Annotated in this window: 14 protein-coding genes and 3 tRNA genes; 12 read left to right on the top strand and 5 right to left on the bottom strand. The window is 59.5% G+C overall.

Going from position 1 to position 24560, the window contains the following annotated elements:
- Positions 1-61: 61 nt before the first annotated feature.
- Complete coding sequence (locus tag ACJD00_RS10725; RefSeq protein ID WP_418906997.1) at positions 62-745, bottom strand: 3'-5' exonuclease; 684 nt, start codon at positions 743-745, stop codon at positions 62-64.
- A gap of 86 nt (positions 746-831) precedes the next feature.
- Here ACJD00_RS10725 and ACJD00_RS10720 point away from each other — a divergent pair, with 86 nt between their 5' ends.
- From ACJD00_RS10720 to ACJD00_RS10710, 3 genes are read left to right on the top strand one after another with little or no spacing between them, the layout of a single operon-like run.
- The gene (locus tag ACJD00_RS10720) at positions 832-1221 is read left to right on the top strand and encodes an MGMT family protein (RefSeq protein ID WP_309406451.1); all 390 of its coding nucleotides are present in this window, start codon (positions 832-834) and stop codon (positions 1219-1221) included.
- A 2-nt stretch (positions 1222-1223) separates the two neighbouring features.
- Positions 1224-4418: an ATP-dependent helicase gene (locus ACJD00_RS10715; RefSeq protein WP_418906996.1), complete on the top strand. Its 3195-nt coding sequence runs from the start codon at positions 1224-1226 to the stop codon at positions 4416-4418.
- Positions 4415-7735: an ATP-dependent helicase gene (locus tag ACJD00_RS10710; RefSeq protein ID WP_418906995.1), complete on the top strand. Its 3321-nt coding sequence runs from the start codon at positions 4415-4417 to the stop codon at positions 7733-7735. Before ACJD00_RS10715 ends, ACJD00_RS10710 begins: the two co-directional genes overlap by 4 nt.
- On the opposite strand, the gene ACJD00_RS10705 is transcribed toward ACJD00_RS10710, so the two are convergent.
- Positions 7732-8934 carry a phosphotransferase gene (locus ACJD00_RS10705; protein WP_418906994.1) on the bottom strand — a complete coding sequence of 401 codons (1203 nt, stop codon included), beginning with the start codon at positions 8932-8934 and terminating at the stop codon, positions 7732-7734. The two genes, ACJD00_RS10710 and ACJD00_RS10705, sit on opposite strands and share 4 nt — an antisense overlap.
- Before the next feature lie 159 nt (positions 8935-9093).
- Between ACJD00_RS10705 and nudC the strand changes: the two genes are divergently transcribed.
- The 3 genes from nudC to ACJD00_RS10690 all read left to right on the top strand — a co-directional run bounded on the left by nudC (position 9094) and on the right by ACJD00_RS10690 (position 12846).
- Complete coding sequence (gene nudC, locus ACJD00_RS10700; protein WP_418906993.1) at positions 9094-10014, top strand: NAD(+) diphosphatase; 921 nt, start codon at positions 9094-9096, stop codon at positions 10012-10014.
- Positions 10011-12131: an ATP-dependent DNA helicase UvrD2 gene (locus ACJD00_RS10695; RefSeq protein ID WP_418906992.1), complete on the top strand. Its 2121-nt coding sequence runs from the start codon at positions 10011-10013 to the stop codon at positions 12129-12131. The genes nudC and ACJD00_RS10695 overlap by 4 nt, the downstream gene beginning before the upstream one ends.
- A gap of 97 nt (positions 12132-12228) precedes the next feature.
- Positions 12229-12846: a SprT-like domain-containing protein gene (locus ACJD00_RS10690; protein ID WP_418906991.1), complete on the top strand. Its 618-nt coding sequence runs from the start codon at positions 12229-12231 to the stop codon at positions 12844-12846.
- Positions 12847-12894: 48 nt separating this feature from the next.
- On the opposite strand, the gene ACJD00_RS10685 is transcribed toward ACJD00_RS10690, so the two are convergent.
- Complete coding sequence (locus ACJD00_RS10685; protein ID WP_418906990.1) at positions 12895-14307, bottom strand: zinc-dependent metalloprotease; 1413 nt, start codon at positions 14305-14307, stop codon at positions 12895-12897.
- Between the two features lie 177 nt (positions 14308-14484).
- Here ACJD00_RS10685 and ACJD00_RS10680 point away from each other — a divergent pair, with 177 nt between their 5' ends.
- From ACJD00_RS10680 to ACJD00_RS10660, 5 genes are all read left to right on the top strand, one after another.
- Entirely contained in the window at positions 14485-15600 is a 1116-nt protein-coding gene (locus tag ACJD00_RS10680; RefSeq protein WP_418906989.1) for a PDZ domain-containing protein, read from the top strand.
- A gap of 72 nt (positions 15601-15672) precedes the next feature.
- Positions 15673-18705, top strand: a complete 3033-nt coding sequence (locus tag ACJD00_RS10675; RefSeq protein ID WP_418906988.1) for a UPF0182 family protein — start codon at positions 15673-15675, stop codon at positions 18703-18705.
- 55 nt (positions 18706-18760) lie between these two features.
- Positions 18761-18837: transfer RNA gene (locus tag ACJD00_RS10670), tRNA-Met, on the top strand.
- 353 nt (positions 18838-19190) lie between these two features.
- Positions 19191-19267, top strand: a tRNA-Met gene (locus ACJD00_RS10665).
- A gap of 433 nt (positions 19268-19700) precedes the next feature.
- Positions 19701-19777 (top strand) — tRNA-Met (locus ACJD00_RS10660).
- Between the two features lie 127 nt (positions 19778-19904).
- Here the strand turns inward: ACJD00_RS10660 and ACJD00_RS10655 are convergent.
- Together ACJD00_RS10655 and ACJD00_RS10650 are read right to left on the bottom strand one after the other, a co-directional pair.
- Positions 19905-20654 (bottom strand): PspA/IM30 family protein, encoded by a 750-nt coding sequence (locus tag ACJD00_RS10655; RefSeq protein ID WP_418906987.1) that lies wholly within the window; start codon positions 20652-20654, stop codon positions 19905-19907.
- 73 nt (positions 20655-20727) lie between these two features.
- Positions 20728-22737, bottom strand: a complete 2010-nt coding sequence (locus ACJD00_RS10650; protein ID WP_418906986.1) for a TPM domain-containing protein — start codon at positions 22735-22737, stop codon at positions 20728-20730.
- Positions 22738-22977: 240 nt separating this feature from the next.
- On the opposite strand from ACJD00_RS10650, the gene ACJD00_RS10645 reads away from it, so the two are divergent.
- Complete coding sequence (locus ACJD00_RS10645) at positions 22978-24498, top strand: S1C family serine protease (protein WP_418906985.1); 1521 nt, start codon at positions 22978-22980, stop codon at positions 24496-24498.
- Positions 24499-24560: the final 62 nt, after the last annotated feature.

Below are 24560 nucleotides of genomic sequence, written 5' to 3'. Positions count from 1 at the left end.
CTACCGTTGGGAGTCCGCGTGACGTGAAGCGCGCCACCAGCCATCGGGCGATAGCCAGGCCCTAACTGTCCTTGATGGGCCAAGCGCCGTCAACGACTGCCTGAGGATCGCGTTTACGCAGGTAGCTTTGGAAGCTGGCGGCCTGTTCTCGTGCCCAAGCGATCTGTTGGCCGTGTAGCGCAAGTGGATCCATCTGCACCTGGGGGTACTTCTCAGCGATACGTCGGGCGACGGCCACGCACGCGACCGCATCGGCTAGCGAGGTGTGCGCGTTTTCCAACTGCACACCGTATAGTTCGCAGGCTGCGCTAAGTGTGCGCTTGCCTTTCCGATATGTGTCCAGCTGCTTGTCCAGAATGAAAGGATCGATGACATTACCTGGAATGAATGGCACGAGACCATAGCGCAGTGCTTCGGCGTGAAGTACCGAGAAATCGTAGGCGGCATTGAAAGCCACGATGGCCGTGTCCTGTGAAGCGAACTGCAGCAGGTTGATGATTTGCTCGACCGACGTGCGCGCGTCGGCACCTTCGGTTTGGGCTTTTTCGGTGCTGACTCCGTGCACAGCCGTGGCCTGCTCGGGGATCTCGACTCCTGGATTGACCATCCACTCGCGGTGATTCAGGGTGCGACCGTCGGCATCTAGTAGCACCACCGTCGCGGTGACGATGCGAGCGGTGTCCGGATCCACGCCGGTGGTTTCCAGATCAAACCCGAGCAGTGGTGCTTCATGCCAATTATTCATGCCACTACGCTACCTTTCGCTTACGACAGCATGGAAATGACCGCCCCCCGGCTGTGGAATCCGTTCTCAGTTGAGACAATGAGTAAATGAGCGATCGTGCAGGGCCTTCGGGCCTAGAACTGGGCCAGGCGGTGTATGCGCTGGCTAGGCTGGTCCCAGCCGGATCTGTGTTGGCTTATAAGGATGTGGCCGAACTACTCGGGGCCGGTGGGCCTAGGCAGGTGGGCAAGGCAATGAGTCAGGCTCCTGCGGGACTTCCATGGTGGCGAGTGCTTCGCAGCGACGGCGGAATGGCTGATCCACTTGCCGAACGGGCGCGTCAACACTGGGAGCAAGAAGGACTGCCGCTACGGGGGACGAAGGTACGCATCGATCAAGCACGCTGGAAGCCGACCGAGGCCCAGTGGCGATCCATCGATGCCTTGGCCGCCCGTGTCGCCGAGGGCAAATCGTCGGACCCGGATGGTGAACTTTAAGCATGGCGCAACAAACTCTCGATCCGACTGCCGGGACGCTGCTGGAGATCCTCACCGGGTGCACGTCGCCGACGTTGGTCACCGGGGCACCGGGGACAGGCAAGTCCCAACTACTCATATCGGTGGCCGTACAACGTCTGGATCGCGGCCTCGACCCATTGCGCCTGCTCATGATCGCGCCGACACGAAATGCCGCCGCACACTTGCGCGACGAGTTAAGCCGTCGAGCGCAGCGTACGTTCACCGAACCGGTGGTCCGGACCTGGTCGGCCTACGCTTTCGACTTGATCCGCAGGGCCCGGGTGGAGGGACTGCTGCCATTTGTTGAGCGTGAGCCCCGCCTCCTGTCCGGTCCTGAGCAGGATTCAATGATTGCAGCATTATTGGAGGGACATACGCTCGGTGTTACCGAGTCACCAGGCTGGCCGCAGGAACTTGAGCTGGCCATTGGTACGCGGGGGTTCCGAAAAGAGGTCCGTGAATTCTTTGATCGGGTCTCGGAGCTTGGCCTCGAACCAGCTGATGTTGCCGACCTTGGGCACGCGGCCCACCGGCCTGAATGGGTAGCGGCCGCGCGATTCTATCAGGAGTACCGAGACCTGCTTGACCTCGGCAACGCCGAAGCCTTTGACCCTGCCGGGCTAATCACGCGCGCGGCGGAACTGCTGGAGAAACATCCGGACTTCTGTGCCCGGGAGCGTGAGCGTCTGGACTGCATTCTGGTCGATGACTTGCAAGAAGCCTCGCTCTCACAACACCGACTATTACAGGTTCTGGGACGCGACCACACGCTCATCGCGGTGGGGACCCCGGACAACGTGGTGCAAGGCTTTCGTGGCGCGCGACCCGAGCTGGTACATCGCTTCGCCAGCCAATATGGTCAAAAACTTTCCGCGCAAAGCTACGAGCTGACCTATAGCTACCGTATGACGCCAGCCATCGCGGAAGCCTGGCGTCGTGTTGTACGACGGATCCCTGCCCCCACCGGTCAGCTAGGCCGTCGCCTGACTTGGTCCTCAACAGACGAACCAGGCAATGTGCAAGGCCATATTTTTGAGTCCGCAACACAGGAACAGCGATTCCTAGCCCAGCGCATCATTGAATTTTCGGTGTTCGGGGAGTACTCACTCAAGGACATTGCGGTGATCGTGCGCAACGGCTCCCAGGTGCGTAGCCTGAGTCGTTTCCTCGAGGGCCAGGGGATTGCAGTGTCCAACCCGCCAGCTGAGTTGCCGCTGAAAGACGAAAGTGCCGTACGTCCGCTACTGGATCTTCTACAACGCGCGGTCGCCCCCGCCGAACACGAAGACCCCTTGCTGATGCATTCGCTACTGATCTCTCGCTACGGCATGAGCACAGCACTAGAAATCCGTCGCATCAGACAGCTTTTGCGCCGGGTCGAAAGTTCTCGAGGGGGCCGACGAAGCAGCGCCGAACTTCTGGACGCGTGCCTGACCGAACCGGAACTCACCGAAAACCTCGGCCCCGTGGGATTCGGGCTCCAACGCGTGGTGCGGATGTATACCAAGTTGCAGGAAGTGCTGGCCGACGGGCAGGCCACCCCCGAAACCGCATTGTGGGCCTTATGGGAAGCTTCCGGTCGTTCAGACGCATGGCGTGAAGAAGCATTGGGAACTGGTTCCGGAGCCCGGCGAGCCGATCATGACCTCGACGCGGTACTCTCACTCTTTCAGGCCGCCGAACGATTCGTGGACCAACTTCCCGGTGCCAGCGTGGCCCAATTTCTCGACTATATTTTGGGTCAAGACCTACCAATGGACTCGTTGGCTAGTCGCGCGCAAGGGGAGCAAACTGTCACCGTACTGACCACGGCAGCGGCAGCTGGTGGCCAATGGCCGGTCGTGTTCCTTCCCGGACTGCAGGAAGGTAGTTGGCCGAACTTGCAACTGCGTGGCGAACTTCTCGGTTCGAATGCGCTGGCCGACGCGGCTGAACACGGCGTCGGTTTTCTCTCGGGCAGAACACCCGCGGAGCTGATCAAAAATACGCGTGCTGATGAACTTCGTTCCTTCGCCAACGCGGTTTCACGCGCCGAGCAGCTTCTGGTGTGCACCGCCGTAGAGAACTCGGAGATGCAAGCCTCGAGCTTTATGGACTTGGTTGACCCGCCGTCCACGGCCGTTCGTGAACCAAGCGTCGTGCCGCGCATCCGGTCCTTGCCCACCTTGGTCGCGGAACTTCGTGCTAGCGCTGAACGCGCTCAGACACTCGTCGCAACCGGGCATGGCCAAGACAGCAGTGAAGCTCAGGAAGTGGTCGGGAATGCGCTCTCGACCCTCGCCCTGCTCAGTAGTCCTGAGGCTTCGGTGCGTGGCGCCCACCCGGACACATGGTGGGGAATGCTCCCGCTGAGCACCTCGGAACGGCTTACGCCCGAAGGGAAACCGATCCGTATTTCACCGTCCAAGGTTGAAACTGCTGTCAACTCGCCGCTGAACTGGTTTGTGCAGGGGGCTGGCGGTCAAGCGGCCCGCGATTTTGCCGCATCACTGGGTACCTTGATTCACTCCATTGCCGAGGAGCACCCGGATGCCACCGGTTCACAGTACGAGGCCATTCTGGAATCCCGCTGGCCCGAACTGGAAAAACCACAGAACTGGGAGAGCCAGCGTGAGTTCGATCGTGCGGTAAACATGCTCAAGAAATATGCTCAATATTGTCTCGCCATGCGTAACGAGGGACGCACTCTCGTCGCCCGGGAACTTTCGTTCGAAGTGCAGGTACCCGAGCATGAACCAGCACTCTACCTGCGTGGTGTGATGGATCGTGTGGAGCTAGACGCAGAGGGCCGAGCCCACGTGGTCGATCTGAAAACTGGTAGCAAAGCCCCCACGTTAAAGGAGACCGAACGCCATGCACAGCTCGGCGTGTATCAACAGGCCATCAAGCTTGGGGCCCTAGATACGCTCGCGGAGCTTCCGGAAACTGCTCGTGAACCATCCGGGGCCAGCTTGGTGTATTTGGGCACCACCACCAAGGGGCCAACGCTACGTGCGCAACAGGCCCTCGGCGAGGAATCCTGGGCTACGGAATTGATCCTGCAAGCCGCCGCGCTCATGGGAGACAGTGACTTCATCACGCGCCACTTCGCGGGTAGTGAAGGCCTCTTCGGATCTTGCGCACTTCCCGAAATCTGCCCCCTTTGCACGAATGGACGACAGGTTACTGAACCATGAGCACTCCGCGTTTTTCTCCGCACGAGCTTTCCGAGGCCCTAGGGGAGCCCTTCGCGCCCACCGAACAGCAGGCCGAGATTATTAGCGCCCCGCTCGAACCGATGCTTGTCATTGCCGGGGCTGGCTCCGGCAAGACCAAGACGATGGCCGACAAGGTGGTCTGGTTGGTCGCCAACGGTCTTGTCCGTCCCGAAGAAGTGCTCGGGGTGACGTTTACCCGCAAGGCTGCCGGGGAGCTTTCGGCCCGCATCCGACAGAAAATCGCCAAGCTCGTGGAAACGGGTTTACTCGATGGGGAACTAACCGCAGAATTTTTGGATCCGGCGGTCTCCACCTATCACTCGTATGCCAACTCCTTGGTGAAAGACTACGGACTGCGGTTGGGTTTAGAGGACGACACCGTGCTCCTCGGCGCCGCCCAGTCGTGGCAGCTGGCCCATGAAGTGCTTGAAACCTACACGGGTGATTACCAGCATCTGACGTCGGCCAGCAGCACGCTAATTGACGCTATCGTCTCCTTTAGTTCGGAAGCCAGCGAGCATTTGGTCACGGCCGACGAGGCCGAGACATGGATTCGTGATCTTCTTGCGCGGATATCGGCGCTACCGATGCAAATTGATAAGGACAAGGCCCCGACCCTCGACGCGCGGAAACTAATTGACCGGCTGGCATCACGGGCGACCGTCGCCGAGTTGTCGGGCCGTTACGCACAACTCAAACGGGAACGGGGCGTTATGGACTACGGCGATCTGGTAGCTCACGCCGCCCAAATCGCGATGCACGTGCCCGTTGCTGCCACTACCGAACGGGCGAAGTACAAAGTCGTGCTCCTCGACGAGTTTCAGGACACGTCGCATGCGCAACTGAAACTATTCTCCTCGCTCTTCGGAGACGGCCACCCGGTCACCGCGGTAGGCGACCCCAACCAGTCCATCTATGGATTTCGTGGTGCTAGCGCCGGACAGCTGTTCCATTTTCCCTCCACATTCCCCGTGGTGGAAAACGAACAACGGCGCAATGCTCATGTGCGGCACCTGACCGTGGCGTGGCGTAACTCGGTCAATATCCTCGAGACGGCCAACCGCATCACCGGGTCGGCCCAGGAACAACGCAATGGTCCTGTGGCGGTAAAACCGTTGGAACCCTCGGCGTTCGCCGGGCCCGGTCGGGTCGTGCTCAACCGTTGCGCCACGGTTCATGACGAGGCCGAACGCATCGCCGATCTCTTCGTAGCGGAACTGGAAAAGTCCAACGGCACGGAACCACTGACCTGTGCGGTTCTCAGCCGAAATCGCAGTCAACTTTCGGTGATGGCGCAGGTTCTTGGCGAGCGCGAGATCCCCTACCAGGTTGTCGGTCTATCGGGGCTGCTTAGTACTCCGGAACTTGTGGACCTTGTCAGTACCTTGCATGTGCTGGTCGATCCCTTGCGCTCGGATAAGCTCATGCGCTTGCTCGCGGGTGCCCGCTGGCGGCTCGGCCCAGCCGATCTCATGGCTTTTGCGGACTGGTCGAAGTACCTGGCTCAACGTCGTCTTCGAGAACTAAACAACGCACCTTCGACCGACGACGAGACAACAGATGTGGCGCGCGCCGAACTCAACGACGCGGCAAGCCTTATTGAGGCGCTCGATTTTCTGCCCACTCCGGAATGGACAAGTCACGACGGACGCAAGATCAGTGCCACCGGTCTAGCCCGCTTGCAACGATTACGCGAGGAGTTACGGGAACTGCGGTTGCTGGCCAATCACGACCTCGAATCTTTGATTCGTGAAGTGGAACGGACGATGAACCTCGACATTGAGGTCGCTGCTCGACCGTGGGTTGAGCCATCGAAGCACCGAGTGCACCTCGACGCTTTCGCCGATGTGGTGCGCGAGTACTGTCGTAACGCGCCACGGGCCGAACTATCGGGGTTCTTGATGTGGCTCGAAGACGCTGCCGAGAAGGAGAGCGGGCTACCACTACCAGCCGAGGACACCAACCCTCAGGCCGTGCAGTTGCTGACGGTACATGCCTCCAAGGGACTGGAATGGGACATGGTCGCGGTAATGACCATGAACGACGGTACCTTCCCCGGGGCCCGATCTGACCGCTGGACCAGCGGTGATGCGGCATTGCCGTGGCCGCTACGCGGGGACCGGGCAGACTTGCCCGCATGGGACACAGACCAGAGCTGTCTCAAAGACCTCCTCGACGCGGAGAAGCGCTTTAAACAAGCCGTCGACGAGCACCATATTGAGGAAGAACGCCGATTGGCCTATGTCGCGCTGACCCGAGCCAAACACCTGCTGGTATGCAGTAGCAGCGTGTGGAACGGGAGCCGGAGTAAGCCCATGGAGCCTTCGGAATTTATTGAGGTTCTTCGTCCCATGGCGAACGGCCCACTGCCACAAGCAGAAATTGGCCAATGGGTTGAGACCGAGCAAGCGCCGGAACAGAACCCGAACACCGTGGAGCCCCTCGAAGCACGCTGGCCCTATGATCCATTGACCGGCCCGGAGGTCAGCGGGCAACGGCAACGCAGTGCTTTGCCTTACTCCCGACGGACCATTCTGGAATCATTGGCCGAACTCGTTACCGAGCAGATCGGGCGGGAGCCGAGCGAACCGAAGAGTGCCGTAGGACGGGCGTGGCGGCAGGAAGCCGAAACGCTCTTGCGCCATCGACAGTTCCTGAGCGACCGCGAACGGACGGTGACCCCACCCGAACATGTGCGGGCCTCGCTGTTCGTCGACCTGGCCGAGAACCCGCAGGAGGTTATCGATAATATTCGCCGCCCGGTACCACATCGACCTGGACTCGCCGCGCGCCGAGGGACCGCATTCCACGCCTGGATTGAAAGCTACTACGAACAAACCGGGATGCTGGATCTTGGAGAGTTGATGGCTCCGGCGGACCGCTATTTGGATGAAGCCCTCGACCTTGAGGCCATGAAGAACGATTTCTTGGCCAGCGACTGGGCCCAACGTACCCCGGCGTACGTCGAGGTGCCGCTTGAGACGCGCATTGGTCAGGTGGCAGTGCGCGGCCGTATCGACGCCGTCTTCCGCAACGACGACGATAGCTGGATCCTCGTCGACTGGAAGACCGGGCGGGTCCCGCGCGGCGAAGACCTGAAACATAAGCTCGTGCAGTTGGCCGTGTATCGACTGGGTTGGGCCCGGCTACACAATATTCCCGTCGAGAAGATTCACGCGGCTTTCTATTATGTGGCCGCTGGCATCACGATTCATGCCGAGCAGCTCGCCAGTGAGCACGAGTTGGAGACCATGGTCGCCGAAGCTTTCGCAAGCATTCAAGCGGCTCAGGGCTAGGAGTCCTGCGTCGAGTCCTTGGCCGGGGCTGGCTCAGACTTGGCTTCCTCAGCTGTTGCCGGGACAGTGCTCGTAGCCGGCTGGGGAGCCGGTTGCAGCGTCTCGGCTCCGGGGCGAGCCGATGGTGCAGAGTCTGTCGGCGCGGCCTCGGAGCCGGACTCATCGGGCAGGCGAGAAACCTTGGTCGAGGTACGGTCGGCGTCTTCGGTGGCCGCTGGCTCCTTGGTGTCTTCGGTCTGTGACTGCAAGGGGCGCGGCGGCTCAACCACCGATAGCGGCTGCCCACCGTAGTCGGCGATATTTGTATCAAGCTCGCGCAGCATCTCTTGGGCCTCATCGATACGCTGCTGGTCCTTGGTAGCTAGGGACTTGACCAGCCACTGCGCCAGCGCGAATTCGGCGGCCAGCGCGGCGCGTCGCATAATATGCGGATCCGCTTTGTCGCCTCGCGCCTCGATATAGGCGGAGAACACCAGCTCACTAAAGCCCTGATTGCCCACGGCCGAAAGCCACGCGAAGTCATCGGCCGGGTCCCCGACGTGAAGATCGGTCCAGCCCTTCACAGCCGTGATCGCCCCGCCGAGTACCTGGATCTGTTCCTCGTCAAAGTCTCCATGGACGACGGCAGCATTGAAACGCCAGAGCGACACATCTTCCATGGCGTGCTCCCAGCGACGCAACAGGCGACTTGGGATTAAGCCGGTGGCCGCCGCGGTGTCCAACTCGTTGAGCTTGCGCTGACGTACTTCGTCGGAGGTGTAGCAGGGCAAGCCGGCAACCTCTACGGCATCGTCCGGAATTTGATGGATCGCCGCCATCGCCCGGCCGAGCGCCGCAGCCAACGGCTTGCCAGCATCGACCAACTCTTCGAGCGAAGTTGTCTTACCGGGCATGTCTTTGTATACGAAAGTGCGTAGCGGTCCCTGTCGCACCGAGCCGGCCACTTGGGGTAGTGCGAAGGGTAGCGCGGCACGAACGCGGGCCGAAAAGGCCCGGAGCGCCGATAGCTCGGACTCCAGGCGCATGCTGGCCTCGTCATGGCGTGGGGAACGCACCCGCCAGCGGTTCTGCTGATCGTCAATAATCAAGGCAGAGTCAAAATCCTCCGCATCATCGGAGAGCGCCGCATATCCCACGGGAGCCAGTCCGGGGACAGCGGCGGTGGCAATTGCGGCGAGTTCCATGGCAGAGCGTTTCACATCATCAACCGTATGCGACAACCCTCCAAGCAACCTTGAATGACGCACGGGCATCGGTGAGAAATGGGCGATTTCTCACCCTGTGGGCGGTGCGTCTCACGGTCCACAGTGCCGGCGGGCTAGTCGGTGGAACATCACGCGGTGAACTAGATTAGATATATGGCCTTGGCAGAAAAATATCGTGGTGTGCTACGTAACATTCCCTTTGCAGGTGGTGAACTGGTTCGCCCGCTAACGGAAGTAGATAGCGCCGAACCAATCCGGGAGGCATTGGAGCGGCCGGACACCAAAGTTATGCTTCTTGCGCCACAGGGTATCGCTGCACAAAATCACTCACTGCTCTACATGCCGGTCGAGCAAGCGCAAGAGGCTGCGCCGAAATCACTTGTTCACTTGGGTGCGATGGATGGCGTGAACTATGTGTTACTGCTTGCTGATGCGGGTGCTGCGCTCCCGGACACCGAATGGATTAGCCTGCGTGAGGCCTTCGGTCGGCTGGAGGCCAGAGACTTAGGCCTATTCGTCGTGGCCCAGGCGATTGGCAATTGGCGGTTGGGTACAACCTTCTGTCCGCAGTGTGGTTCATCGTTGGAACCAACCAGCTTGGGGTGGTCCCAACGGTGCGCGGACGGGCAGCACGAGTTATTTCCACGCACCGATCCAGCGGTGATAGCCTCGATCATCGATGCCGAGGATCGGCTGCTCCTCGGGGCCAACGTTCGATTCAAGAAAAAGATCTACTCGGTTTTGGCTGGATTCGTTGAGGCCGGGGAATCACTTGAGGCCGCGGTACGCCGTGAGATCTTTGAAGAGTCTGGGGTCCGTGTCGGTGAATGCGCCTACCGGGGGTCGCAGCCATGGCCGTTGCCGCGGTCATTGATGCTGGGTTTTAGCGGTGAGGCGCTGAGTACCGAGTTGATCCCCGATGGTCAGGAGATCTTGGATCTGCGGTGGTTCACTCGTGAAGAACTGCACGACGCGATTACCCAGGGCGTCCTGGACGTGCCGCGCGGACCATCGATTGCCGGCGCTCTGATCGAAGACTGGTACGGACATGAACTACCGAAAGCCGTTGCGTGATACCTGAAGGACAAGCTCCCACCACCGATCTGTTAGCCGGGCTTGACGCTGAACAACGTCAAGCGGCAGAGGCGCTTACCGGGCCGGTCTGCATTCTGGCCGGTGCTGGAACTGGTAAAACTAGGGCCATCACCCATCGTATTGCCTATGGCGTGCAGCAAGGGATCTACCAGCCCACCAGTGTGCTGGCGTTGACCTTTACCACTCGTGCGGCCTCCGAAATGCGTACCCGATTACGTCAGTTGGGAGCCAACGGAGTCCAAGCACGCACCTTCCACGCGGCTGCCTTGCGCCAACTTCAATACTTCTGGCCTCAGGCTATTGGTGGAACTTTGCCTAGCATCGTCGAACACAAGGCGCCCCTGATTGCCGAGGCGGCCCGTCGACTTCGTATCTCTAGCGATCGCACCATGGTGAGGGATCTCGCCTCAGAGGTCGAATGGGCCAAGGTTTCCATGCATTCGCCCGAAAGCTATGCCCGGGTGGTGCAGACGCGCGAACTTCCTCAAGGTTTGGAAGCGGTCACCATGTCGCGAGTCTTCCAGACCTATGAGGAACTCAAAGACGACCGTAATGTCATCGACTTCGAGGACGTGCTGTTGCTGACCAGCGCGATCTTGGAAGAAGACGAGAAGGTCGCCGCCAGCGTCCGGCAACAGTACCGACACTTCGTCGTCGACGAGTACCAGGATGTCTCTCCGCTGCAACAGCGATTGCTCAACCTCTGGCTGGGGGAGCGGCAGGAGCTGTGCGTCGTGGGCGACGCCTCGCAGACCATTTACTCCTTCACCGGGGCCCGCCCCGACTACCTACTTGGTTTTGGGCAACGATTTGAGAACGCCCGGGTGGTCAAGCTGGTACGTGATTATCGGTCTACACCGCAGATCGTTGGCCTAGCCAACAAGATTCTGGCCCAGCGGCGCATTGAATCCGGGGTACCGGACCGGATGGTGACCTGGCCCGAACCGCTAGAACTGATCGCGCAGCGAGAGCATGGAGCCGAACCAGAGTTCTTCGAGGCTAGTGACGACGAGAACGAGGCCGCCGAGGTCGCCAGCCGGATCAAGGACCTAATTGCCGCCGGGCAAGACGTTTCGAGTATCGCCGTTCTCTACCGAACCAACGGCCAGTCCGAGAGTTTCGAGCAGGCATTGACGGCCGCCGGAGTTCCCTACGTCATGCGCGGTGCGGAGCGTTTCTTCTCGCGACGCGAAGTTAAGGAGGGGATGCTCGCCCTGCGTGCGGCGCAAACGGTGGCGACCGATGAGCCTCTGGGGCAACTGGTACGCGATGTGCTCACCGGGCAGGGCTACACCGAGCAGCCTCCGGCCGGGGGCAGCAGTGCGGCACGACAACGCTGGGAGTCGCTCTCAGCCTTGGTCCGTCTCGCAGATGATCTGGTACGTACCAAGTCAGGGCTTGGCGCACAGGTGACGCTACGTGATGTTGTGGTGGAACTCGAAGAGCGCGCCGCGATGCAACATGCCCCAACCCTGGATGGGGTGACACTTGCCTCGTTCCACGCTGCCAAGGGCCTGGAATGGGACGTGGTGTTCCTGGTGGGCCTCAGCGAAGGACTTGTGCCAATTTCCTATGCGAAGGACCAAGCCGGATACGACGAAGAGCGGCGCCTGTTCTACGTGGGGATCACCCGTGCCCGGCTCCGGCTGTACCTTTCATGGTCGCTGGCTCGTACGCCAGGTGGCAGGGCCCATCGTTATCGGTCCCGCTTCCTCGATGGGATTCCTGCGGCTCGGCAAATTAGTAGTCGTGCTCAGGCGCCGGCGGCCCGCAAAGAACAGAAGCTGACCCCGGCGGTGTGCCGAAGTTGTGGTTCCTTCCTCACTAGCGCGAAGGAACGTAAGCTTCGTCGGTGCGCCAGTTGCCCGGCACAATATGATGAACACCTATTCGAAACGCTGAAAGGTTGGCGTCTAGAAGTTGCCCAGGCCAACGCGGTACCAGCTTTCGTGGTCTTTACCGACGCGACGCTGATGGCGCTCGCCGAAGATAAACCGAGCTCGATGCAGGAGTTAGGCAAAGTTCCCGGAGTGGGCCGTAGCAAGATGGAACGCTACGGGCAGGCAGTCCTAGACCTCATAGCCCAACAAAGCTAGAGCCGGTTACCCACAAGTCGGTCCGAGCGAGCGGCCGCTTCCCGGTAGCGCCGTACCTTGGGTGAATGTCTTCGTCTTTCGATAAGGAGTAAATTTCATGCCTGCCTATCCAACAACCGTGGATTTCCTTACGGACGACGACCTTCCGGTACGGATCGTGCGCTCAACACGGCGTACCAAGACCATTTCTAGCCAATGGCGTGATGACCGCTTGGTCGTGCAGGTACCGGCGGGTTTAAGCGAGTTTGCCGAGAAGCGTATGGTCGAGGAAATGATTGGCAAGTTTCGGCAGCGTCAGGCCCGCAATCAAGCGCAAGGTTCCGGGCCTTCGCTGGAGGAACGCGCTGCGTTGCTCGACGCCCAATATTTGGACGGTCGTGCTCGGCCGGTTTCTGTTCGATGGGTCGATAATCAGGCCAAGCGTTGGGGGTCGGCTTCGCTGAAGGAGCGACGCATCCGACTGTCCTCAGCCCTCAAATGGTCCCCCCAGTGGGTGCAAGACTTCGTCTTGGTTCATGAGTTGGTGCACTTGGTGGTACCCGACGACGGTCACGGGCCGAAATTCAAGGCCCTGCTGGCCCGTTATCCAAAGTCCCACGAGGCAGATATGTTCTTACGCGGATTCAGCACCGGGTACCGGGCACATTCTCTCGAATTGGGGCAAACCCCGACCACTCCGGAAGTCGATGACGACCCGGACGATATCGACTTTTAGAACTGTTATGGCCGTCAACCCACCTCTGGAGTTGACGGCCATAACCGTTTAGCGGTCCTCGTCCGAATCCGTGGAATCCGGTTTATCGGTCGGTTCATCGAAGCCGCCGCTAAGGAGTTTTCCTAGTGCCTCATCGAATTCGTCGTACTCGCTGGCCGCCTGTTCGCGGCGTGCGGTAAAGCCCGTTGGATCATCCAAGTCCTGAAGGGTAGGCATCAGGTCCGGATGGTCCCAAATGGCATCGCGAGCGCTGACACCGCGTTCTGCATGCAGATGCTCCCAAAGCGCCGCAGCCTCACGAAGCCTGCGCGGGCGTAGCTCGAGACCGACAAGGGCGGCGAAAGCTGATTCGGCCGGTCCACCCGTGGCCCTCCGTCGCCGCATCGTCTCGCGCAGATGAGCCTCAAAGGGAAGGTTTGCCGCAGCCAGAGAAACCACATGATCGACCCACCCCTCGATGAGGGCCAACGTGAGCTCCAGATTCTCTAGTGCTCGTTCCTGAGCTTCGGTGCGCTGCGGGGTGAACAGACCTTCACCTAGAAGCTGTTGCATCGATTCGGGATTGCTCGGATCCACTCCGCGCACGGCTTCTTCGATATGGGACATATCAATGTGGATACCTCGGGCGTAGGATTCAACGGCCCCGATGAGCTTGGCCGACAGCCAAGGAACTCGAGCGAACAGCCGAGTGTGTGCGTGCTCGCGTAGCAAAACGTAGAGCAAAACTTCCTGCTCGGGGATCTCTAGCCCCTCACCGAAGGCGGCCACATTTGCCGAGACGACGCCGGGCGTGGTTCCTGCCAAGGGCAAACCAATATCGGTGCCGCCAAGGACGTCCTTGGCCAGCCCACCGAGAGCTGTGCCGACTTGAACCCCAAACATGCTGGAGCCGAGGTTGCGGAACATCGCATCCGTATTGCCCAGCATTCCGGTCATCTGTTCGGGCAGCTGCTCTTTCATGGCCACGGAAATGGCGGAGGCAACCGATTCTGCTACCGGCTCGGTCAATGTTTTCCAGACACCAAGGGTCTTGTCGAACCAGCGCTTGCGGGTCCACACCTCGGTTCCCTGTCCGCCGCCTTCATAGACGGTCGCGCTATCGAGCCAGAGCTCGGCCAGGTAAGTGGCATCGGCGATAGCCGAAATCCGGGCCTCGCTCGGGGCCGGATCATCGGATGCGTAGGACTGCAAGGCAGTGTCGGAGACCAATTTCCAATTCACCGGAGAATCACCCGGGGTGGACTGCATCATCGCCGACATCATGGCCTGAGCCTGCTGCATCATGCGCTGCATGGCCGCCGGATCATTTGCCTGGGCACCTAATGCCTCACGCAACTGCGGGGGAAGGTCCTTCGGATCGAACCCGCCACCGAAAAGTTGCCCGAACATTGCCGAGAATGGATCCTGCGGATGGTTTTCGTCGTCGTCATGTGGTGGGTTGTTTCCCGGGTTCTGTGCCATGGTTAAAAAATACCGCTTGCGGCTCCAAGTTCCCATGAACACACCGCCCAGTTCGCTTTAGGCACAGGGAATACTCCTTAGAGCTGATGGGACAGCCGTCTGCCGTTAAGTAGGGTAGAGGTGGGGAATGCATCCGACCCCCCCAAGGACCCACAACAAATCGCAGGAGCAGTTGACGTGAATGACACGGGCCACAACCCAACTGGTGGCCATCAGGCGCGAGCTATCGAGCCCGTCCCAGCAATCCGATCGGTTCGCAAGCTCAACGCCGGCACAGTGGCCGTGATCCTCGTTGCGCTGATTTTATTGCTGCCTACGAATTTTGTGGTGCGCTCACCGGGGCCCGTCGTGAACACAATGGGTGAGGTCGATGGGCAACGGGTATTAACCGTGGACAGGGCCACGACGTACCCGTCGCAGAGCACCCTGGACATGACCACGGTGTATGTCAGTGGTGGTGGTCAGCATAAGCTCAGCGGCGTTTGGGTTCTCGAAGCCCTCTTAAATCCAGGCAAGGATGTTGTCCCCGAGGAAATCATGCTGCCGCGTGGAGTAAGCAGCGACCAGCAGGCTCAAGAGAACAGTTTGATGATGAGTTCGAGTCAGGAACTGTCTACTGCTGCGGCCTTGCACGAGTTAGGGCATGACTACGACACCTCACTGCAGGTCGTGGGCTTTGCCGCCGACTACAACAAGACCAGCCTTCAAGAGAACGACGTCCTAGTGGACTTCGAGGGCTCTTCGTTTGCGGATCTGAAGGAGTTGAAAGAACTCCTAAACAAGTCAGAATCCGACGAGGCGACGATGACCGTGCGGCGTGTGAACGAAGCAGGCAAGATGCGCGACGTACAGGTTCCGGTGCACACCGTGCTGGGTGAAGATGGTCAACGTCAATTGGGTGTTTACCTGCGCACCGGTTACCAGTTCCCGATCGATGTGAAGTTTGGCGTCGAAGATATCGGCGGGCCCAGCGCCGGAATGATGTTCGCTCTTGCGATCATTGATCAGCTCACTGAGGGCTCGCTCGCGGGTGACACCGTCGTCGCCGGTACTGGAGAAATCAGTGAAGACGGCCAGGTAGGTCCCATCGGCGGGATTGCACAAAAAATGATTGGTGCGCGCGAGGCCGGGGCCACCGTGTTCTTGGCTCCCGAAGATAATTGCCCCGACGTTGCAGGCCGTGTCCCCAAGGGCCTCGACGTCGTTAAGGTCGCCACCCTGCACGAGGCTCGCAGCGCGTTGCAGGCTATCGCGCAGGGTATCGACCCGGCGACCTTGACGAGTTGTAACTAATGATTTTGAGAATTAGCACTAGCGTGAACCCGGTACCGAGATGTACTGGGACCCCAAGGTAAGGATGTAACAGTGTCAACGGACAGTCCCTTTGGCGGGCCGCCTCGGCCCGAGCGACCACAACGGCCGCAACGGCCGGAGAACAAGAAAGCGTCACCGCTGACGATCACGATTTTCGCGGTGATTGTCGCGGTAGCGCTCTTCGTGTTCCTTTCAAACTTCTACGCGGACATCCTCTGGTTCAACCAGCTGGGTTTCGAAAACGTGTACTGGACCGAGCGCATCGCAAAGCTTGTAATCTTCCTGATCGCTCTTGTGTTGATGGCGGTGCCCATATGGATCTCCATGCGCTCTGCCTACAAGCACCGGCCGGTCTACGCGCCGACAAGTAATCGCCCCGATTCGATGTCGCGCTACCAAGCGCAGCTTGAACCAGTGCGTCGCTTCATGATGATAGGTGTACCGCTGGTCATCGGTATCTTCTCGGCCATCGCCGTCGCTGGCCAGTGGCAGAGCATCATGTTGTTCTTCAACCAGGAACCGTTCGGAACCACCGACCCCCAGTTCCACCTAGACCTGAGTTTCTTCATCTTCACGGTGCCATTCATCGGACTCGTGAACGGATTCTTGATCTCCATTGTGTTGCTCAGTGGTGTGGCAGGTCTGCTCACTCATTACCTCTATGGCGGCATCCGGGTTGAGGAGCGCGGGGGACTGACCGTAGGCAAGGCGGCACGAGTACATACTGCCGTGGTGGCCGCGGTCTTCTTGGTGCTTCAGGCCGTAAATTTCTGGATGGCGCAGTACGAGACGTTGACCGAACAAAACGGCATCGTGGCCGGCGCGCTCTATAAGGATGTGCACGCAGTTATTCCTGCGCGGATGATCCTGGCCATCGTGGCTGTGATGATTGCCGTAACCTTCGTGATCGCGGCGTTTACCGGCCGTTGGCGCCTGCCGATGATCGGTACCGCAATGTTGGTGGTCACGATGATCGTGGCCGGTGGCGTGTACCCGTTCATGGTTCAGAAGTTCAAGGTCGAACCGACCCAACGCGAAGTTGAAAGTGAATACATTAAACGCAACATCGACTTCACCCGGATGGCTTATGGTGTCCAAGACGCCGAAGTAACCGACTATCGTGCCACGGTCACACCGGAAAAGAACGCATTGGCCAAGGAAGCGGCGAACACGACGAACATTCGTCTGCTCGACCCGAACCTGGTGTCTCCGGCCTTCGCCCAGTTGCAGCAATTCCGTGGATACTACAATTTCCCGCAGACCATGGACGTCGACAGGTACACGATTGACGGCAAGGTAGAAGACACCGTTATTGCTGCTCGTGAAGTCTCCGTGGACCCCAACGATTCGTGGGTGAACCAGCACATTACCTATACGCACGGTTACGGACTGGTGGCAGCCTACGGTAACCGTGTATCGGCTGGCGGTCGACCGGACTTCATGCTCGGTGGTATTCCCACCACGGGTACGCTCGCCTCGGATGAATCCTACGAGCCGCGCATTTACTTCGGTAAGGAATCACCGGACTATTCAGTCGTTGGTGGGCCCGACGAGGGCTGGGAAGACCAAGAATTGGATCACCCCGGAACCGGTGGAGATGGCGAAGACGCGCGGTACACCTTCCAGGGAGACGGTGGACCGAATGTCGGTAACTTCTTGAACCGCCTGGTGTACTCGCTGAAGTTCGGCTCAACCGACTTGCTGCTTTCGGACGCCGTCAACTCGGAATCGCAGATCCTTTACGACCGCGACCCGCGTGATCGTGTCGGTGAAGTTGCTCCGTACCTGACGCTCGATTCGAACGCCTACCCGGCAATTGTTGACGGACGCGTTCAGTGGATCATTGACGGATACACGACCTCGAGCAATTTCCCATACGCGCAGGATCAGCAACTCGAAACCGCCGTTTCTGACTCGTTGACCAACGCGAATGACGTCAACCGTTTCGGTGGGAGCGTGAATTACATTCGTAACTCGGTCAAGGCGACCGTAGATGCCTATGACGGAAAGGTGCGCCTCTACGCGTGGGATGATCAGGATCCGATCCTGAAGGCGTGGCAGAAGATCTTCCCGAGCAGTCTCGAACCGATGGAGAACATGTCTTCGGAATTGATGGAGCATGTGCGGTATCCAGAAAACATGTTCAAGGTGCAACGTGAGATCCTCACGACGTACCACGTGACGAATCCCGTGTCTTTCTATCAAGCGGATGACGCATGGTCGGTCCCATCAGATCCGACCACCGATGCCAAGGTTAAGCAACCGCCATACTACATGTCGCTGCAGATGCCCGGTGAAGACAAGGCTGCTTTTTCCCTAACATCGACTTTCATTCCGGCCCCTTCGAGCTCGGGGCAGCAACGCAATGTGCTCTTCGGCTTCCTCGCCGCAAATGGAGACGCCGGTTCAGAAGCTGGCAAGAAGAGTGAGGACTATGGCAAGCTGAAGTTACTTGAGCTTCCACGTGACACCGCTGTACCAGGACCAGGACAGGCACAGCAGTGGTTCGACGCGAACGATAAGGTTTCGCGTGAGCTGAACCTGCTGCGTCAGGGTGCCTCTGAGGTGAAGAACGGTAACCTGCTGTCGCTGCCGGTCGGTGGCGGTATCCTCTACGTCCAGCCGGTCTACGTGCAATCATCGGGTGCTACGAGCTACCCGACGCTACGAAAGGTGCTCGTTGCCTTCGGAGACAAGGTTGGCTTCGAGGATACGCTGGCCAAGTCGCTTGATGCGGTCTTCGCCGGCGATTCTGGTGCGGTGACCGGTGAAAACGACAACGGTGACAAGGGTGGCGATTCGGGTGAAACCGAAGGTGAAGCCCAGAACCAGACCGAGCAAGAGAAGCTAACCAAGGCGCTCAATGACGCTAACGTGGCCATCAAGAAGGGCCAGGAGGCGCTCGAGGCAGGCGACTTTGCGGCTTATGGTGAGGCCCAGAAGGCGCTCGATGCAGCACTGAAGCGAGCGCTTGAGGCGGATTCGGCGATCACAGGCCAGGCTGTTCCCGATCAGGTCACCACGAACCCAGAGGGCGCCGAGCCATCGGCAGCACCAAGCGAGAACGCTGGGGAAGGCAACTAACCGGAGCCGCTCGATTCGCTTTTCGCCCTGCGATGAGGAAGACTGGTCTAGTCATCGCGGGGTGGAGCAGTTCGGTAGCTCGCCGGGCTCATAACCCGGAGGTCAGAGGTTCAAATCCTCTCCCCGCCACCAAGAGAAATCCCTCAGCCAACAGGCTGGGGGATTTTTCATTGCTGCTTCTCCATTTACGTGGAATTGTGATCGGCCCATCCACGTACGTGCACGCTGTCTCGGCGTGACTTATGGCTGCCCGCGTGCAGATTCGACGAACCGATACCACCCACATGGGGCGAGCGTGCGCCGGTTGGAAGGCGAGCACGATCTACGGCACCAGCGCTTGGGCAATGCGCCGGGCAACGGTGCAACTCGCGGTCTCGAGATAGCGCATACGCAGATGCCAGCCCTGCAATCAGCCATGTGTGAGGAAGGGCACCGTTCCACGATTCGCTTTCAAGTTTGCAGGTTGGTAATGTTGTATTTACCGACGCGGGGTGGAGCAGTTCGGTAGCTCGCCGGGCTCATAACCCGGAGGTCAGAGGTTCAAATCCTCTCCCCGCCACCAAGAGAAATCCCTCAGCCAGCAGGCTGGGGGATTTTGTTTTTCGCGAGGGCGTGCGTATCTCTTTGACTACCCAGGGCTTCGTATCCGCTCAGTAGCTTGGTGGCTTTACTGGCGTTGGGCAGAAACGTGCTTAGGCCGTGCGGGGCCGGAGTTCGCGTGCTGGGGCAAGCAGATCCTTTGGCTGGTGCACCTGTGGCACCTGCGCGGTAACTGCGTGAGGCTGAGAATCGCTCCAAGCGAGACTCGTGCCAAGGGCTCACAAGATGAAGTGTGTCCGCTGGCGCGGACAGGGTGCACGTACGTGCTGAAGCTAAAGTAGCGAACTGCGTGCTTTTCTACCGAGGGGAGCGGCAGCCCTTTAGCGGGTGTGACCTACCGTACTGCCGTTCAATTCGCTTTCGTGTTTACGGCTTGGTAATGTTGTATTTACCGACGCGGGGTGGAGCAGTTCGGTAGCTCGCCGGGCTCATAACCCGGAGGTCAGAGGTTCAAATCCTCTCCCCGCCACCAAGAGAGATCCTTCAGCCAACAGGCTGGGGGATTTCGTTTTTTCCGAACCGTTGTACGGCGAGGCAAAGCAAGGGCGGCATGTTTCCGTTGACGGTCCATGCCGCCCTTGTCCTGCTTTTTGAACGAGCTAGTTATCGAAGGTGAGCCCACCCTCGAGGGAGGGGCTCGACTGCTTGCTCTTCAGTGCGGCAAGACGAGCCTCGATCTCGGTTTGCTCGCCCAGATCTTCCAACTGCTCAAACTGCGAATCGATGCTTGACGACGCGAGCTCGGCCGCACCGCGGACCCGCGCTTCTTCTCGACGAACTTTCTCTTCGAAGCGGCTCAGTTCGCTGGTCGGGTCCATGATATTGACGGACTTGATGGCTTCGTTGACCTGATTTTGGGCCGCCGCAGACTTTGCGCGTGCCACCAGCTGATCACGCTTACCAACCAGCTCGGTGCGCTTTTCCTTCATCTGGTTAAGGCCGTCCTTGAGCTTTGCGACGATTTCACGCTGCGAGGTGATCGTCGGCTCGGCAGCCTTCATCTCGGACTCGGCCTGCATCTGCCGCTGGATCGCAACCTTCGCCAGATTGTCGAACTTCGCGGCGTTCGCGGCATCATTCGACGCGCGGAACTCATCGGCCTTGGTGGACGCGGCCAGAGCCTTCGTGCCCCATTCCTGAGCCGCCTGCTGGTCTTCTCGATAGTCATCTTCCAACATGCGCAGGTTGCCAATGGTTTGGGCAATAGCCTGCTCGGCTTCAGTGATGTTGTCGGTGTAGTCCCGAACCATCTGATCCATCATCTTCTGTGGATCTTCGGCGGAGTCGATGAGGGCATTGATGTTTGCTTTCGCGAGCTGTGCAATGCGACCGAAAATGGACTGTTTCATGGATCGTGCCTCTTCCTTTTACTGTGAATCTGAGCCTGCGTGCAATTGGATGTGCCTAGGTGCCAGGAGATGACTAGAAGCTTCCGCCACCTCCATCAAACCCTCCGCCTCCACCGCCGAAGCCACCGCCCCCGCCGCCGAAGCCACCAAAACCTCCACCGTCTCCGCCGCCGCCAAAGAAGCCGCCGCCGGAATCGTGCCCATGACCATGGCCACCACGGAGAATGGAATCAATCAAGATGCCGCCGAGGACGGCGCCACCGACGCCATCGAAAACGCCGCCTCCGCCGCGTCGGCCATGGCCACCACCGAAGTGATCGACGTCGCTTTCGGCCATGCGTGCAGCCTGTTCAGCCAGTTGGATGGCTCGCTTAGCAGCGGATACCGCCCGCGATGGGTCAGAGCTGGCCAAGGAGCGGGCCTCGTCGTAGTTGCGTTGCGCTTCGGCTAGCCGCGTGCGTGCCGATGAGCGCACGCCGCCGCGGCGGGCACGAATGTAGTCGTCGGTACCTTCAATGCGGGACTGCGCCGTATGCAATAGTCCCTCAAGCTGTTCACGCGCGGCGCGCGATTGTTCTGCCGCATCCCGGAGGCGTTCGAGCTCAACGGACAACGGTTCGCAGGCTTCGCTGAGATCGGCCTGCAACTGCATCGGGTTGTTCTTGGTACGTAACTGCTGCTGGACCTGCGAGAGTGCCTGCTCCACACGGGCAACAGGGCCGGCCAGCTGAGGTTGGGTGTTGTTGGCGATCAGGGCCTTGGCTTGCGCTAGGTCACGTGCAGCAAGGGCAACGCTCTGTTCAAGATCGGTGCGCGCTTGTTCAAGATTATTCGCCAACTTATCGATAGCGCCGAAGAGCACCTCGGCCTGATCTTGAGCGTCTTCAGCATTCTGGATTAGCAGGGCAGCCTTGGAGCGATCCTGCTTTAGGGCTTCGCTGGCTTCCTTCAACGCCGTATCTGCCACATCCAAGCGGGCAGTCGCCTGCTCGAGGTTGTCACGTACCTGACTGGTCGCACTGGCATCGTAACTGTCGGTCAACTGCCCCAACTTACTTGTGGCGGTGGCAAGCCGTTCACGTAGAGGCTTCTGCTCGTCGGCAACCTTCGGTATGAGTTGCTCGGCTTGTTCTTCGACGTGCCGCAGGTTCTTGAATGAATCGGCATGCTTCTGCAACGTCTCATTGACCAACCCACACCGCTCAATGATCTCGCCAAGCCACTTCCGCTGGTCCTCTTCCGTATCCGGAATGTGGTCATCGAGCTGTTGCTGGAGTTTAAACGATGCACTCATATGTTGACGTGCCTCGGCGATGGCGTCGTTGAACACCTTGACGGCGTCCTGCCCGTACTGCGCTTCGGCAAAGCCCACGTCCTGGACAGACGTGCGGATAGCATCATCGGCGGCCACGAGAAGCCGGTCTGCCTTCAGACGCAACTCGTCCAATGGCACCGGTGGTTCTTGAGGTTCCGGGGATCCGGGGCGACCCGGGGCCTCTACGGGTGCCAACGCCGGTTTCTTACGGCGAGAGAAGAAGTAGTAGGCAACAGCACCACCGCCGGCAAGGACGATGATCCAAATCCATGAACCACTAGAGGACCCACCGCCTTCGGCCCGGTCCAACCCCTTGATGGCTTCTTCGACCGCCCCATCCCAGTCTTGGGCCGATAGTTTTGGGGCGATTTCCTTCTGGTAGAGGGTTTGTGTGGTTGCTTGTAGTTTGGAACCGTTTGCGGCGAAGAAACGTGCCTGTCGCTGCTCGGTAGCGACGGTAAGAATGACGTCGCTGGCTCCGAGTCCCTTTTGAGTGGCGACTTGGGAAGCCCAATCGTCCGGATTTTGCGGATCGCTGAAGTTATCGACGAATACGACGAAAAGGCTGACGCCCACGTCTTCGCGAAGCTTGGCAATATCTTCTTCGAGCTCTTGCTTCTTGGAACCCAGTGCCGAAGCATGGTCGATAACGAACTCGCCTGGTGGAATGGTGACCGGAGGCTCGGCAAGCGCCGGAAGAGCGCTACCAATCGACAGGGATACTGCTGCAGCTGCGCTGACAAGCCAACGCCGAGCTGTGGAACTCATGGTGATCCTCATTCAATGTACTGATGTGGCCTTACGGTCAGCCTACAGTCAAAGCCGATTTGTTAGGCGAATTCCGCGCACAGCACGATTCTATTTCGGCAGTGAGTGCCCGTCCATGCTTAAATCTGCGGCATTGGAGCCGACTCACAGGCTTCGCAAAGTTGGCGCCGTCGCATGCCACAGTTGCGGGTTGAATAATAGGTACCAAGACATCGACCATTCGACGAGGGGCGTAGCACTATGAGTCAGTCACCTAACGATCCACGCGACACTTCCAACGAGCAGCCAGAACCGGGACGCCACGACGAGTCGGTCCCAAATTCCGAGCCTACGGCGGCAATGCCGGTTTCTTCCTCCGATGCGCAGCCGACCGTGAGCTACCCGCGAGTCGAGGAATCCGAGCCGTCGCAGGCGACAACACCGCAGGCTCCGGCCACGCAGTCGATGCACAACGAGCATCTCTACGCGGCCTCGGCACCGCAGGGCAATGAATACGGACATAATCCCTGTGCAGGATCAGAGCAGCCGCCGCTGAATTTTCCCCCAGCACCGCGCAAGAGCACCAAGAAAAAGACCTTTAGCGGGTCGACGTTGCTTGCAGGCATGATTGCGGCCGCTCTCGTTGGTGGTGGATCGGCTGCAGCAACGAGCTATTTCCTGAACTCGAACCAATCGCCCGCGGCCGGTGCCGATGGTGCGCAACCAGGGGTAGTTATCAATAATCCGGAGTCGGTTACGCAGGTTACCGCAGCGGCAGCGAAAGCCGCCCCGAGCGTCGTGACGATTCAATCCACCGGTAGCGGCTCAAGTGGTTCCGGGTCCGGCGTGATCTTGGACAATCAGGGCCACATCCTGACTAATACGCACGTTGTAACGCTCGGCGGTGCTGCGGCCGATCCAGAATTGACCGTACAACTCAACGATGGAAGCGTGCACCAGGCGACGCTTGTCGGTACCGACCCACTCTCGGATCTAGCCGTCATCAAGATTGAAGCTTCCAATCTTGTTCCGGCCACACTGGGAAGTTCTTCGTCCTTGAACGTCGGTGATACAGCCGTGGCCATCGGTGCACCGCTGGGGCTGAGCGGAACGGTGACCGACGGCATCATTTCCACGACGAATCGCACAATTTCGGTAGCGTCCTCGGCCGTGCCGAAACAGTCCGAATCCGGCAATGACGGTGGCAGCGAGTTCAATTTCCAATTCCCGGGTCAAGAGCAGCAGTCGCCGTCGCGGGCGGGATCGATCTACATCAACGTCATACAGACCGACGCTGCCATTAACCACGGAAATTCCGGTGGTGCCCTAGTCAACGCCAAGGGCGAGGTCATCGGTGTGAACGTTGCTATTGCTTCGGCCGGTTCCGGCGGGGGAGAGGACTCCGGGTCCATCGGAGTGGGCTTCGCGATTCCTTCGGACTATGCCAAGCGTATTTCCCAGGAGCTCATCGCCAACGGCAAGGCCACCCATGGTCTGCTTGGTGCGACCGTCTCGCCACAAGCCGCTGGGGATGCCAGCCGTAGCTCCCAGTTCAGCGTCGGCGCGCTCATTCGCGAGGTGAGCAAGGGCTCTGGCGCCGAGAAAGCCGGCTTGCGCAGCGGAGATGTGATCACCGCCGTCAACGACCGCGCCATCCAAGACTCGTCGTCGCTCACCGCGGCGATCCGCGAGGTGCAAGGTGGCGGAACCGCCGAAATCACCTACCGACGTAACGGGGAGTCAAAGACCGTCACGGCCACCTTGGGAACGCTCGAGAACTAAGGAATATTACGCCCAGGATGAAGTGGCGCGGTGCGAAGTTCTGTCGCACTGCGTCACTTCTC

The organism is Glutamicibacter endophyticus (assembly GCF_048457885.1).
Taxonomy (GTDB): domain Bacteria; phylum Actinomycetota; class Actinomycetes; order Actinomycetales; family Micrococcaceae; genus Glutamicibacter; species Glutamicibacter endophyticus.
Note: the sequence above shows the minus strand (reverse complement) of the source record. Positions and strands in the feature narration are given on the sequence as shown.